Source organism: Citrobacter amalonaticus, assembly GCF_018252635.1.
Lineage (GTDB): Bacteria > Pseudomonadota > Gammaproteobacteria > Enterobacterales > Enterobacteriaceae > Citrobacter_A > Citrobacter_A amalonaticus_E.
On record NZ_JAGTXM010000005.1, the window covers coordinates 414,318 to 427,599 of the forward strand.

At 55.0% G+C, this 13,282-nt stretch carries 13 protein-coding genes; 8 read left to right on the plus strand and 5 right to left on the minus strand.

Features of this window, described 5'->3' with window-relative positions; all coding sequences use genetic code 11:
- Positions 1-107 precede the first annotated feature (107 nt).
- The 4 genes from hslO to igaA form a co-directional block, all read right to left on the minus strand.
- Entirely contained in the window at positions 108-986 is an 879-nt protein-coding gene (gene hslO / locus KE671_RS17410) for an Hsp33 family molecular chaperone HslO (protein WP_206163995.1), read from the minus strand.
- Between the two features lie 24 nt (positions 987-1,010).
- On the minus strand, positions 1,011-1,412 hold the full coding sequence (hslR, locus tag KE671_RS17415; RefSeq protein WP_206163996.1) for a ribosome-associated heat shock protein Hsp15: 402 nt from the start codon (positions 1,410-1,412) through the stop codon (positions 1,011-1,013).
- Between the two features lie 10 nt (positions 1,413-1,422).
- Entirely contained in the window at positions 1,423-2,091 is a 669-nt protein-coding gene (gene yrfG, locus KE671_RS17420) for a GMP/IMP nucleotidase (protein WP_206163997.1), read from the minus strand.
- Positions 2,092-2,156: 65 nt separating this feature from the next.
- On the minus strand, positions 2,157-4,289 hold the full coding sequence (gene igaA, locus KE671_RS17425; protein WP_206163998.1) for an intracellular growth attenuator family protein: 2,133 nt from the start codon (positions 4,287-4,289) through the stop codon (positions 2,157-2,159).
- Between the two features lie 324 nt (positions 4,290-4,613).
- Here igaA and nudE point away from each other — a divergent pair, with 324 nt between their 5' ends.
- Positions 4,614-5,174: an ADP compounds hydrolase NudE gene (nudE, locus tag KE671_RS17430; protein WP_061076084.1), complete on the plus strand. Its 561-nt coding sequence runs from the start codon at positions 4,614-4,616 to the stop codon at positions 5,172-5,174.
- An 88-nt stretch (positions 5,175-5,262) separates the two neighbouring features.
- Here the strand turns inward: nudE and mrcA are convergent, their stop codons facing one another.
- The gene (gene mrcA / locus KE671_RS17435; RefSeq protein WP_206163999.1) at positions 5,263-7,815 is read right to left on the minus strand and encodes a peptidoglycan glycosyltransferase/peptidoglycan DD-transpeptidase MrcA; all 2,553 of its coding nucleotides are present in this window, start codon (positions 7,813-7,815) and stop codon (positions 5,263-5,265) included.
- A 120-nt stretch (positions 7,816-7,935) separates the two neighbouring features.
- Between mrcA and KE671_RS17440 the strand changes: the two genes are divergently transcribed.
- The 7 genes from KE671_RS17440 to aroB all read left to right on the plus strand — a co-directional run bounded on the left by KE671_RS17440 (position 7,936) and on the right by aroB (position 13,215).
- Positions 7,936-8,715, plus strand: coding sequence for a DNA utilization protein HofM (locus KE671_RS17440; protein WP_206164000.1), 780 nt, complete (start codon positions 7,936-7,938; stop codon positions 8,713-8,715).
- Entirely contained in the window at positions 8,715-9,254 is a 540-nt protein-coding gene (locus KE671_RS17445) for a PilN domain-containing protein (protein ID WP_206164001.1), read from the plus strand. Before KE671_RS17440 ends, KE671_RS17445 begins: the two co-directional genes overlap by 1 nt.
- Positions 9,238-9,696: a DNA utilization protein HofO gene (locus KE671_RS17450; protein ID WP_206164002.1), complete on the plus strand. Its 459-nt coding sequence runs from the start codon at positions 9,238-9,240 to the stop codon at positions 9,694-9,696. Before KE671_RS17445 ends, KE671_RS17450 begins: the two co-directional genes overlap by 17 nt.
- Positions 9,686-10,090 (plus strand): HofP DNA utilization family protein, encoded by a 405-nt coding sequence (locus KE671_RS17455; protein ID WP_206164003.1) that lies wholly within the window; start codon positions 9,686-9,688, stop codon positions 10,088-10,090. The genes KE671_RS17450 and KE671_RS17455 overlap by 11 nt, the downstream gene beginning before the upstream one ends.
- On the plus strand, positions 10,002-11,240 hold the full coding sequence (gene hofQ / locus KE671_RS17460) for a DNA uptake porin HofQ (RefSeq protein WP_206164004.1): 1,239 nt from the start codon (positions 10,002-10,004) through the stop codon (positions 11,238-11,240). Before KE671_RS17455 ends, hofQ begins: the two co-directional genes overlap by 89 nt.
- A gap of 306 nt (positions 11,241-11,546) precedes the next feature.
- The gene (gene aroK, locus KE671_RS17465; RefSeq protein ID WP_042322869.1) at positions 11,547-12,068 is read left to right on the plus strand and encodes a shikimate kinase AroK; all 522 of its coding nucleotides are present in this window, start codon (positions 11,547-11,549) and stop codon (positions 12,066-12,068) included.
- A 58-nt stretch (positions 12,069-12,126) separates the two neighbouring features.
- Positions 12,127-13,215 carry a 3-dehydroquinate synthase gene (gene aroB, locus KE671_RS17470; protein WP_042998412.1) on the plus strand — a complete coding sequence of 363 codons (1,089 nt, stop codon included), beginning with the start codon at positions 12,127-12,129 and terminating at the stop codon, positions 13,213-13,215.
- The last annotated feature ends 67 nt before the right edge of the window (positions 13,216-13,282 follow it).

The following is a 13,282-nucleotide window of genomic DNA, read 5'->3' on the forward strand; positions in this document are numbered from 1 at the left end:
CATACAAAATATCGATTCACCACGAAAGAAAATTTTAGCAAAAAGTGCGGAAAAGAGGACGGACGGTCGGAGACGCTTTGCGTCGTCCGACCGGTTCAGGAGATCGATTAGTGAAGCTGCGGATCGGCAGGGGAGGCGTTATTACGGATCTCGGCAATATCCATGGCGTTGAACAGGTAGTGACTCCCGCAATAGTCGCAATGCATGTCGATTTCACCTTCTTCCGCCAGAATGCTGTCTACCTCTTCGTCCGGCAACGTTTTCAGCGCGCCAGCACAGCGCTCGCGAGAACAGGTGCATTTGAACTCAACGTCCTGGGGATCGTAAAGCGTGACCTCTTCTTCGTGATACAGACGCCACAGCACCTCATTGGCGGGCAGAGTCAGTAATTCGTCCGCTTTGATGGTTTCGGTCAGCGTGGCCAGATGGTTGAAGTCATCCGCTTGCGCATCCTGTGCCGGCATCACCTGTAGTAGCATCCCACCCGCAGCGGCTTTGCCGTCAACATCACCGGTACGAATGAACAGACGGGTCGGCAACTGCTCAGAACGCAGGAAGTAATCTTCCAGACATGCCGCCAGAGTATCGCCTTCCAGACCGACAACACCCTGATAACGCTCGCCTTCTTCCGGGGTAATGGTAATGACGAGATAACCATTGCCGACCAGGGTTTTCAGGTCTGCATTTTCCGGGATCTCGCCCTGAACGCGCGCCACGCCGCGCATCTGCTGATTATTGTTGCCGTTGATCACCGCGAGGCTCAGCGGACCATCACCCTGGAGCTGAACGGTGATATCACCGGCGAACTTCAGCGTCGCCGTGAGCAGGCTGGTGGCGACCAGCAACTCAGCAAGCACGGTTTTCACCGGCTGTGGATAGGTATGGTTTTCGAGGATCTGTTGCAGGGTTTCCGATACGGTTACCAGTTCGCCGCGCACGGCAAAGTTTTCAAACAGATAGCGGTGTAATTGGTCATGTTGCGGCATAATCATCTCTCTTGCGGGCGACAGTTACTCACTGTCGCCGTGTTTAAATCGTAACAGGTCGCGGCGTTCTTTTTTGTCCGGTCGCCTGTCCGGGTGCGGCATGGTCAGGGCATTAAGCTTACGTGCCAGCGCCATTTTTTCGCGTTTTGCTACGCTTTCCGTCGTCTCTTCATACAGCGTGGCGGCTTCGCTGGCCGGACGACGCTGCTCGGCGATCGCTTTGATCACCACCGTACGCTCATCATTACCCTGACGCAGCGTTAGCGTGGCGTTCAGTTCGACTATCTTGCTCGGCTTACTGCGCTGTCCGTTATAGTGAACTTTCCCGCCGTCCACCATTTCGCGGGCCAGCGCGCGGGTTTTATAAAACCGCGCAGCCCACAGCCATTTATCCAGTCTGACCTCAACAGAGGGCTTTTCTTTCATGGCGTCTCCTTCACATCAGTGAGGGGATCAGTCGACGGTAGTCATTCAGTGACGGATGGCGCGCATACTGTTTTTCCGCAACGCCTGAGTCGGGGTTAGTCACGCCGAGGCAATAACGAATACCAAACGTCGCGGCAGCGTCGAGAATGGGTTCGCTATCGTCAATAAACAGCGTTTTCTCTGCACGCATTCCCGTCTCTTCCGCCACAGCGCGCCATAACCGCTGATCCTCTTTGGGATATCCAAATGTGTGGGTAGAAAGTAATAAATCAAGGTGTGAGGCCAGACCGGTATGCTCCAGCTTCACGGCCAGATTATGCGGATGCGCATTAGTCAGCAAAATCCGCCGTTTACCGCAGGCTTTCAGCGCATCTAAAAAGGGGACCGTATCATCACGCAACACGGCACGCGGCCCCATTGCGGTGGTCATCGCGCAGATATCCAGACCCAGACGGTCACTCCAGTAATCAAGACAGTACCAGTTTAGCGTATGCTGCACGGCATGATATTCCTGGCGGATGCGTTCCTGCGCCTCTTGTGGCGTGATGCCGTTCTGCGCCCCGTAGGTTTCAGGCACCAGCTTTTGCCAGAAGTAGTTATCAAACGCCAGGTCGAGCAACGTGCCATCCATGTCTAACAGAACGGTATCCACGTTCTGCCAGGCAATATCAATATGCATGGGAACTCTCCAGAATAAAACGCGATGCGGCACAGGGTAGCACACCCGGTGCCGCAGACATGTTATCAGATGAGGCTTTCCGGAGCGCTGATGAGCTTCGGATTCAGGCAGCTTTCATAGTACTGCTGAATCTCCATCAGGCGGGTGCGATGGCGCTGATAGCGGCGGAATGCCTGTACGCCATTATAGAGTGTGCAGGCCAGCATCGTCAGCATCAGCAGCGTGGTGCCGAGGTAACGCCACAAACCGGAACGATCGGGAATGCGATGCAGGCCGATATGCTGCGTGCCATTGGCGTCAGTATAAATATTGGTGACAATCCCTTCGGCGCTAAACGGCGTGTTCATCAGCATTTGCGCCAGTCGCTGGAAGGCACTCCACTGTTCCTGCGCCGGGTAGTCGTACAGCGATACGGTCGGCCAGGGTTGATCGACCAGATCGCTGCCTTCGTCGCTGACGATCAGGAATCCGCCAGGAGCGGGGCTGTTCAGCGACTGGGCCGCGCGGGCGGTCTCGCGGGTAATAAAGGGCGCAGTGGAAGTGGTGACCAGATTGTCGAGCGATTCGGCGCTGACGGGACGCAGCAGAACGTTAACCCCGTCCAGTTTGCCCGCGTTGGCACGTTTCACCAGCGCGCTCCAGTCTTTGCTGTTCCCCAGGTTGACCAGTGCATTTTTGAGACGCACACATTCATCTTCAGCCGCGCACAGCTCGGCAGTTTTCAGAACGATATCGCCAAAATCATCCAGCAGCACCATGCCCGATTTCTGAATCGCGGAGCGCAAGGCCGCGCTGACGCGAGAGTCATCTTCCGGCCTTGGGTGCAACTGACGGTTTACCGCCTGGGAGAGTGCAGTAGCTTTGTTCACCAGATCGGATTCCGGCAACGGTAGCGCAGGGGCGTCATTCCAGATGATCTGTGAGCAGTCAAACGGCATAAACGGTGAACTGCCCTGTGCGCTCCAGGTACCCTGCGCATGAATATTACACATGCCGGTACCGCGAAGATTCAATGTGTCGCCGACGCGCACGCCTGACTGTTCAAGCTGTTTTACGCTGGTCGCTTCGATGGTTTGTGCGCCCTTCATCCACGACAGTGTGAACTTAATCGGCATATCGAGCGGGATCCAGAACAGCAGCATGAGTAACACCAGTAGCGAACCACCGGCGATAATCGTACTGCGTACCCAATGTTGCAGCGGGAAGTTTTTGACTTCGTCATGCAAGGATAAAAACCGTCCCTGACGCACGACGTGGCGATCAAGATAAATATCAATATCCGTTTGCTGGCCGAGATCCTGCGCAATGTAAGGCTGCCAGTGAGTCGGATAAACCAGGTCGATAATCCCCAGCGAAATATTGTTTATCTGCTCCTGGTCATTTTCGCCAAACAGTCCCCAGCGGCGCGGCGTTCCACGCAGGCAGTGAATTTCGCGCAGTGCGGTTTTCGATGGTGGAGCGAATAAACCCCACAATCCTGCCGCCAGTAACAGCACGGCTCCGCCCACCATCCACGGCACAAAGACGTCCGGTGTGACCAGACAAAAAAAGAACAGCAGGAAAGCAGCGACAATAAGCAGCGCTTCGCGGAAACCGGCCGGGCGACTGAGCGCGTACTCTTCATGCGTCTCCTGGCGAATATTCAGCAGCTCAATTTGCTCACTCTCTTCGCCGCGAATTGACGCCTGTGTGGAGGGGGTAGGTTGCAGCGCGTAACCACGCGCCTCCTGCATATATTCTTGCAGAGAATGACCATTCAGCGAGATCACCAGCGGCAGCGTATCGGTGTGGATGAGTTCAACGCTGTTTTCATCATTAATGTACTGTTCCCAGAAGGGGGGCAGGTGAACCTCGACGGAATCAAGGTAGTAGCGCCACTTATTCGGATCGTCCGTGGTGATGCCATAGCGGGTGATAGAGTGGGTCAGAATGATGACGCTATTGCTTTCAGCATTCAGCGTCAGGGAAACAGGAGCTGCGCTGGCCCCCGTCGGACCGGGTACCTGCTGGATTTGGCTCAGGCTCTCAAGATAGCTTTCAACGGCGCTACGTTCTTCCGACGTGAGTTTGCGCGTCGCCGCTTCTGAAAACGCATTCGTCCACGGCAATTTACGCCGCCTGGCGCGAACGTTAAGCCGCCACCAGACCAGCAATGCACAGGCCAGCAACGCGGCTAAAATAATCAGAATGGTGCTCATGCTTTCCCCATCTTACTTAATCTGTCAGGCGTGGTCAGTCGCACCCTGTCACAACGAACGTGATTCTGTGGTTGGCTATCGGCAAGCATGGAGTTGAACTTGAGCATTTTTCAGCGCATCCCAGTGAATGCAGATGATAGCAAAACCTACAAAAGCGGAATATCAGCAAATTCCTGGACCTATTTCAACCTATTGACTTTTAATTTGAAATAGGAATTTTATTTTTATTAGGTTACATAAATGTAAATAACTGGCAATTCGCATTGCCGAAACCGTGTTGCATATCGCACAATAACGACTGATTTCACGGCATAGATTCTCACGATGAGCAAATCATTACAAAAACCCACCATTCTGAACGTCGAAACTGTCGCGCAGTCGCGCCTCTTTAGCGTTGAAAGTGTGGACCTCGAATTCAGCAACGGCGTGCGTCGTGTCTATGAACGGATGCGTCCCTCTACCCGTGAAGCGGTAATGATTGTCCCGATCGTTGACGATCATCTGATCCTGATTCGTGAATACGCGGTGGGAACGGAGTCCTATGAGCTGGGCTTTTCCAAAGGGTTGATAGACCCCGGTGAAAGCGTGTTTGAAGCAGCGAACCGGGAACTAAAAGAAGAGGTCGGTTTTGGGGCAAACGATCTGACTTTTTTGAAAAAGCTCAGCATGGCGCCGTCTTATTTCTCCAGCAAGATGAATATCGTAGTGGCGGAAGACCTTTATCCCGAGTCACTGGAAGGCGATGAACCCGAACCGTTGCCACAGGTGCGCTGGCCGCTGGCGCATCTGATGGATCTGCTGGAAGACCCCGATTTCACCGAAGCACGAAACGTGAGCGCGTTGTTCCTTGTCCGCGAATGGCTGAAAGGACAAGGGCGGCTGTAGGGCAAATAACGGTGTAGGCCGGATAAGGCGTAGCCGCCATCCGGCGATAACACCAGCAATAAAAAAGGCGCCGCAGCGCCTTTTTTAGTTAGAACAGCTCGTGAGTCTCACCACCGTCAATGATGGTCGTCCCCACCTCATGCACCGCCTGCTGTGTCGGCTGCGTACCTTCGATGAAATATTCTGCACGGCTGTTACCGCCGTTTGCCAGTTGCCCGGTACTACGATCAATATTGACCGTGACGATGCCCGGTGGTGGCGTCAGCGGTTCCTCCGGAACCCCTTCCAGCACCGCTTTCATATAAGCATCCCACGCGGGTTGTGCACTCTTCGCGCCGCCTTCGTAGCCGGAGATTTGATCTTTGATTGCCCCAGAGGCGGTGGTGCGTCCCAGGTCACGACGGTGGTCGTCAAACCCAATCCACACGGAAGTGACTACTCCCGGACCGTAGCCAGAGAACCAGGCATCTTTCGAACTGTTAGTGGTCCCTGTTTTACCGCCGATATCGTTACGTTTGAGATCGCGTCCCGCTCGCCAGCCGGTGCCCATCCAGCCGGGTTCGCCAAAGATGTTGGTGTTCAACGCACTCTTAATCAGGAAGGCCAGCGGCGTGTTGATGACATGCGGCGCGTACTCTTGCGCCCCGGTCTGCGCCACTAGCGCCTGATTTGCCTGCTCCAGTTTGGGCATTGGCACGGCAGCATTCTGCTGCTCGCCAGAGATAGCGACATCTTCCACATTGCTGTTTTCCAGCACATTGGATTTCTGCGTATCACCGTAAATCACCGGGATATCGCATTCCGGACAGGCAATTTTCGGCTTCGCTTCGAAAATCACGCCGTTCTGGTCCGTTTCAATCTTGCTGATGAAATACGGGTCGACCAGGAAGCCACCATTCGACATCACTGCATAACCGCGCGCCACCTGCAGCGGGGTAAAGGATGCAGAGCCCAGCGCCAGGGATTCGGTATGCACAATGTTTTGTGCCGGGAAGCCGAACCGTTGCAAATATTCCGCCGCGTAGTCCACGCCCATTGCTCGCATGGCGCGAACCATCACCACGTTTTTCGATTCACCCAGCCCCTGACGTAAACGAATCGGGCCTGCGTACTGCGGTGGTGAGTTCTTTGGACGCCAGTCGGAACCGGCACCGGCATCCCAGCGGGAGATAGGCACATCGTTCAACATACTCGCCAGCGTCAGACCTTTGTCCATCGCGGCGGTGTAAAGGAACGGCTTAATGTTAGAACCGACCTGACGCAGCGCCTGGGTAGCACGGTTAAACTTGCTCTGGTTAAAGTCAAAGCCACCAACCAGCGCCAGCACAGCCCCGTTTTTCGGATTGATAGAGACCAGCGCGGAGTTCACATCCGGGACCTGCGCCAACCACCAGGCTTCGCCCATCTTCCGCACCCAGATCTGCTGACCGGTCTGCACTGCGTCAGTGACTTTACGCGGCGTTGGGCCTTGTTGAGTATCCGAACGATAAGGTCGCGCCCAACGAATGCCCTCCATGCGCAGCGAGACCGAGGTGCCATCTGCCAGGGCCGCCGTCGCTTCCTGCGGGTTTGCACTAGTGATAACCGCTGGTAGCAGCGGCCCGTAGGTTGGCAGCGCTTTCAGCGTATCGGTGATTTTCTTACTGTCCCATGCGGTTTCACCCACTTTCCACAGCACGTTGGCCGGACCGCGATAGCCGTGGCGCATGTCATAGTCCAGCACGTTATTACGTACCGCTTGTTGCGCGGCCTGCTGCACCTTGCGGGTAATCGTGGTGTAAATGCGATAACCGTCTTCATAGGCGTTTTCGCCGTAACGGTTATACATCTCCTGACGCACCATTTCCGAGAGGTACGGGGCGGAGAAAGCAATTTCCGGCGCATGATAGTTGGCATCGATCGGCTCATTACGCGCCTGATCGTACTGTGCCTGGGTGATGTACCCTTCGCTCAGCATACGCGACAGCACCACGTTACGACGTGCGGTCGCGCGGTCCATCGAATAGAGCGGGTTAAAGGTAGAAGGCGCTTTCGGCAGACCGGCAATCACGGCAATCTCACCGAGATCGAGCTGGTCAACGGATTTACCGAAATAGACCTGTGCCGCCGCACCGACGCCATAGGCGCGGTAACCGAGATAGATCTTGTTCAGATAGAGTTCGAGGATCTCATCTTTGCTCAGCAACTGCTCAATACGGATCGCCAGGAACACTTCCTTAATCTTTCGCATCAGCGTGCGTTCAGGACTGAGGAAGAAATTTCTTGCGAGCTGTTGCGTGATGGTACTCGCCCCCTGAGAGGCGTGACCGGAGAACAGTGCAACGCTTGCTGCACGGAAGATCCCCACCGGGTCAACACCGTGGTGCTCATAGAAACGACTGTCTTCTGTGGCGATAAAGGCTTTGACCATTTCCGGTGGGATCTGATTGAGCGTCACCGGAATACGACGTTTTTCACCATATTGCGCAATGAGCTCGCCATCTGCGCTGTAAACCTGCATCGGGATCTGCAAACGCACATCTTTCAGCGTCGCGACGTCAGGTAACTGTGGCTCAATATAGCGATAGAGGCCATAAATCGAGCCTGCTCCCAGCAGGATGCAACATACTGCAAGGATCAAAAAATACTTTACGAACTTCACCGGAGATTTCCCATTTAGTTTCATTTGGGCAGTTTATAAACAACCGCGCGGTAGTATAAAGGCAAGCCAGACGCATTGATATACCCGTGAGAGCGACGGGTGATAAGGAGATCATCAGCAATGGCTTTCAGATTCTGGCAAGTCGGCCTGCATATTCGGCCTCACGAGGCCCTGGCGGTTGCCGTCGTTCGCGGCGCGTCGGGTTGCTATTTACAGCGCTGGTGGCGTCTGCCGCTGGCGCAACGCACCATCAACAATGAACATTTCCACGACGCCGAACAGCTTGTTTCGGTGTTACAACCGTGGAGTCGCGAACTGCCGCAACGCCATCATATCCACCTCTCTTTTCCCGCATCCCGGACGCGACAAAAACGCTTTCCCGTTCCCTCAATGTCGCTTCGCGAACGCGAACAAACGGCCTGGCTAACGGGATCGATGGCACGCGAGCTGGACATGGAGTCGGCAGCACTGCGCGTTGACTATAGCGAAGATGTGCTCGCCCCGGCCTATACCGTCACCGCCGCCCAGGATAAAGAGATTTCGGGCCTGTTAACGCTGGCGAAAACACTCGGAGTGAACGTCACGGCGATCACACCAGATGCTTGCGCATTGCAGCGTTTGCTGCCTTTTCTTTCCCCTGAACAGACCTGCCTGGTATGGCGTGATGACACGCAGTGGCTCTGGGCGACTCACAACGCCTGGGGACGTAAATCGCGGGCCGAAATAGCCCACATTCACGACCTGGCTGCCAGTCTTTCTCTCAGGACTGAAGAGGTGGCGCTCTGCGCAGAAGAGGGTTTTGACCCCTGGCAGGCGGTTTCAATTCGACAGCCTCCCGTGCCCAGGGAAGGCCATGCATTCGCCGTTGCGCTTGGGCTGGCGCTGGGAGACATACGCTGATGCATCCTCCCGTCAATTTTTTGCCCTGGCGACGACAGCGGCGTAACGCCTGTCTGCGCTTATGGGGTGGGCTGTTCGGCGCATCAACGGCGATCGTGCTGACATTCACGCTGATCGGATACCTCAACCGCATTACGAGCGGGCAGGGAAATGGGGTTTTACTGCAGGCGGAGCAGCAACTCGCCACGGCGCTTACGGCAGCGAAACCCCGGCTGGAAGCGCGGCAACGTCAGGTGCAGCAGGCTATTCAACGAGACAGATTGCGCGAGCAGACCCATCGCTGGCAGCCTGCGATGGAAAGCCTGGCGTTGAGCTTACCGGCGCAGGCCTGGCTGACCAGCATGGACTACCAGCAGAACACACTGGAACTCAGTGGAAAAGCGCTCAACTTTTCTGCGCTCAGTGCACTGGACACAGCCCTGCGCGACTCGCCGGTGTTTGAGATAAACCATACCGGCGCCACTCTGAGGGATGCACAGGGATACTGGCAGTTCCAGTATCGGGTGATATGGAGAGAAGCGCATGATCGCCCTCTTTGACGCCTGGTGTGCCTTTTCACCGCGCATCCGCATTGTCTGCTGGGTAAGTTGGGTGGGGGCGCTAAGTGCGTTCGCGATGTGTTTTCTGATCTTCCCGGGGCTGCGTGATGTTGACGCGCTTAACCAGCAACGGGTGGCAAACCGTCAGCTCAGTTCAACGTTATATCACCTCTCCGGCGCGCAGTCAGAGGCGCAGATTTCATCGGCATCGCAAGCGCCGGTGTTTTCACCGCTCTTGCTTCAGGTGCCGAATGTGCAGTTGTTGCACTGGCGCCCGTCGGCACAGGGCGGAGAACTTGCTGTGAAGGCGCCGTGGGAGGCGATGGTGTCATTGTTCGGTTATCTGGCGGCGCGAGGCATGATCGTGAGTGGATTCTCTCTAAAAGCGGAAAACGACGAGCGAGTGTTAACGCTCAGGCTGGAGTCTCTCCATGAAAAGTAGGGACGCGGTATTGGTGGCTCTTTCACTGTTGATGCTGACCGGCATGCGCGATCCGTTCCGCCAGCCCGTCGATCGTTGCCATGGCGCTGAGCTGGCGCAATGGCAGTACCAGGGGATAGTGAGCCGGGGGGAACGAAATATTGGACTGCTGCAGGACGGGCAGCATCACTGGCGGCGTGTTGAGCAAAATGAGGTTCTGGATAACGGCTGGACGATTGTACAACTCACGGCCCAGACGTTGACGGTGAGCACCGGTAAAGAGTGTGACCCGCCCCAGTGGCAGTGGCAAAGACAAGGAGAGGGTAATGAAGCAATGGATACTGGTGGTGTTGATCGCCATCCTGCAGCCGGTTCAGGCCGGAAAAACCCCGAACGTGACGCTGGTGGTGGATGACGTTCCGGTTACGCAGGTCCTACAGACGCTGGCTGAGCAGGAGCGAAAAAATCTCGTGGTATCGCCGGACGTCAGCGGCGTGGTGTCGCTGCATCTGACGGATGTCCCGTGGAAACAGGCGCTCCAGACGGTGGTGAAAAGCGCAGGCCTGGTGTTACGCCAGGAAGGGGCGATTTTGCATGTGCATTCCGAGAGCTGGCAGAGCGAAGAGGCTGCGCGACAGGAGGCGGAGGTCGCCAGACGCCAGGCGAACTTACCGCTGGAGAATCGGCATATTGCCCTGCGTTACGCCGACGCCACTGAACTGGCGAAAGCGGGGGACAGACTGCTGAGCGCCAAAGGCAGCCTCACGGTGGATAAGCGCACCAATCGGCTGCTTATCAGGGATAACTCGCCGACGCTGGCGCTGGTGGAACAGTGGGTGGCGCAAATGGATTTGCCAATAGAACAGGTCGAGCTGGCGGCGCACATCGTGACTATTAATGAAAAAAGCCTACGTGAACTCGGGGTGAAGTGGACGCTGGCAGAAGCAACGAAGGCTGGAGCGGTGGGACAAGTGACGACGATAGCCAGCGATCTCTCGGTCGCAAATGCTACCACCCGCGTTGGATTTAATATTGGTCGTATTAATGGTCGATTGCTGGATCTGGAACTGTCCGCGCTGGAGCAAAAGCAGCAGCTCGATATTATCGCCAGTCCGCGTCTACTGGCTTCCCATCTACAGCCTGCCAGCATCAAACAGGGCAGTGAGATCCCTTATCAGGTTTCCAGCGGTGAAAGCGGCGCGACGTCGGTTGAATTTAAAGAGGCCGTACTTGGGATGGAGGTCACTCCTACCGTTTTACCGAAGGAGCGGATCCGCCTGAAGTTACGCATCAGCCAGAACATGCCGGGGCAGGTGCTGCAACAGGCTGACGGAGAAGTACTGGCTATCGATAAGCAAGAAATTGAAACGCAGGTCGAGGTGAAAAGCGGAGAAACGCTGGCGCTGGGCGGCATTTTTTCAAATAAAAATAAAACCGGGAAGGACAGTATTCCGCTGTTAGGCGACATTCCCTGGTTTGGACAACTCTTTCGGCATGACGGGAAAGAAAACGAACGTCGTGAGCTGGTGGTATTTATTACGCCCAGATTGGTCTCGACAGAATGATTTATGCATGAAACACCGTTGTTTTTGCACGTAACTCGTTTCAGGGATTTGACGTGCGCAGCTATTTAGCATACAAGGAGTACCGATTTGAGAGTCGGTACTTCTCATCGCCGTCCGGCAACGCCGACTCGGGTTGTCTACAATCTGGTTTGATGATTTATTCAGTTGCCAAACCTGCTTGAGTATTGAGATAATTTTCAGTCTGACTCTCGCAATATCTTATGAGGTTTCAGTTCATGTCCTGCTGCGCTCAGTGTCTGCGACGCGGGTTTATCATTAACGAATAGTCTTAGTAGTACCGAAAAAATGGCAGAGAAACGCAATATCTTTCTGGTTGGGCCTATGGGTGCCGGAAAAAGCACTATTGGGCGCCAGTTAGCTCAACAACTCAATATGGAATTTTACGATTCTGATCAAGAGATTGAGAAACGAACCGGAGCTGATGTGGGCTGGGTCTTCGACGTAGAAGGTGAAGACGGCTTCCGCGATCGTGAAGAGAAAGTCATCAACGAATTGACGGAAAAACAGGGTATTGTGCTGGCTACCGGCGGTGGCTCTGTAAAATCGCGTGAAACCCGTAATCGTCTTTCCGCGCGTGGCGTCGTGGTCTATCTCGAAACGACCATCGAAAAACAACTTGCGCGTACGCAGCGCGATAAAAAACGTCCGCTGTTGCAGGTAGAAGCGCCGCCTCGTGAAGTTCTGGAAGCGTTGGCCGACGAACGCAATCCGCTGTATGAAGAGATTGCTGACGTAACCATTCGTACCGATGATCAGAGCGCCAAAGTCGTTGCAAACCAGATTATTCATATGCTGGAAAGCAACTGATTCTGGCTTAATACACACTCGGTAAGCGGGTATAAGTCATTAAGGTGGATGTCGCGTCATGGAGAGGATTACCGTCACTCTCGGGGAACGTAGTTACCCTATCACCATCGCGGCTGGTTTGTTTAACGAACCAGCTTCATTCTTACCGCTGAAATCGGGCGATCAGGTTATGTTGGTCACCAACGAAACCCTGGCCCCCCTTTATCTTGATAAGATTCGCAGCGTGCTTGAACAAGCGGGGGTGAACGTTGATAGCGTCATCCTGCCTGACGGCGAGCAGTACAAGAGCCTGACGGTGCTGGATACGGTATTCACCGCCTTACTGCAAAAACCGCACGGTCGTGATACGACGCTGGTCGCACTGGGCGGCGGTGTCATTGGCGACCTGACCGGTTTTGCCGCTGCCAGCTATCAGCGCGGTGTTCGCTTCATCCAGGTCCCGACGACGCTTCTGTCGCAGGTCGACTCCTCCGTTGGCGGTAAAACCGCCGTAAACCATCCTCTCGGCAAAAACATGATCGGCGCGTTTTACCAACCGGCCTCCGTGGTAGTGGATCTCGACTGTCTGAAAACGCTCCCTGCCCGTGAACTAGCGTCCGGTCTGGCGGAAGTGATCAAGTACGGCATTATCCTTGATGGCGAATTCTTTAGCTGGCTGGAAGAGAATCTGGATGCGTTACTGCGTCTGGATGGACCGGCAATGGCATGGTGTATTCGTCGTTGTTGTGAGCTGAAAGCCGAAGTTGTTGCCGCAGACGAGCGCGAAACCGGCTTACGTGCTTTACTGAATCTTGGGCATACGTACGGTCATGCCATTGAAGCAGAAATGGGTTATGGCAATTGGTTACATGGTGAAGCGGTCGCCGCAGGTATGGTAATGGCTGCGCGAACGTCGGAACGTCTGGGGCAGTTTGCGCCAGAAGATACGCAGCGCATCATTACGTTACTTAAACGTGCTGGCTTGCCGGTCCACGGACCGCGCGAGATGTCCGCGCAGGCCTACCTGCCGCACATGTTGCGTGATAAAAAAGTGTTGGCGGGAGAAATGCGCTTAGTCCTTCCGCTGGCCATAGGGAAAAGTGAAGTACGCGGCGGTGTGTCGCACGAAGTGGTTCTTAACGCGATTGCTGATTGCCAGCAGGCGTAACAACAAGAAAGGCGGACTGATACGGCTCACGTATCGGCCATTTAGGTTCAGGTTAGTTGCAACGTCG

Coding starts and splice junctions, on each gene's coding strand:
- KE671_RS17445 (WP_206164001.1), top strand. CDS start 8,715: ATGCATCCTCCCGTCAATTTTTTGCCCTGGCGACGACAGCGGCGTAAC.
- nudE (WP_061076084.1), top strand. CDS start 4,614: ATGAGCAAATCATTACAAAAACCCACCATTCTGAACGTCGAAACTGTC.
- KE671_RS17440 (WP_206164000.1), top strand. CDS start 7,936: ATGGCTTTCAGATTCTGGCAAGTCGGCCTGCATATTCGGCCTCACGAG.
- yrfG (WP_206163997.1), bottom strand. CDS start 2,091: ATGCATATTGATATTGCCTGGCAGAACGTGGATACCGTTCTGTTAGAC.
- aroK (WP_042322869.1), top strand. CDS start 11,547: ATGGCAGAGAAACGCAATATCTTTCTGGTTGGGCCTATGGGTGCCGGA.
- KE671_RS17455 (WP_206164003.1), top strand. CDS start 9,686: ATGAAAAGTAGGGACGCGGTATTGGTGGCTCTTTCACTGTTGATGCTG.
- hslO (WP_206163995.1), bottom strand. CDS start 986: ATGCCGCAACATGACCAATTACACCGCTATCTGTTTGAAAACTTTGCC.
- KE671_RS17450 (WP_206164002.1), top strand. CDS start 9,238: ATGATCGCCCTCTTTGACGCCTGGTGTGCCTTTTCACCGCGCATCCGC.
- hslR (WP_206163996.1), bottom strand. CDS start 1,412: ATGAAAGAAAAGCCCTCTGTTGAGGTCAGACTGGATAAATGGCTGTGG.
- hofQ (WP_206164004.1), top strand. CDS start 10,002: ATGAAGCAATGGATACTGGTGGTGTTGATCGCCATCCTGCAGCCGGTT.
- aroB (WP_042998412.1), top strand. CDS start 12,127: ATGGAGAGGATTACCGTCACTCTCGGGGAACGTAGTTACCCTATCACC.
- igaA (WP_206163998.1), bottom strand. CDS start 4,289: ATGAGCACCATTCTGATTATTTTAGCCGCGTTGCTGGCCTGTGCATTG.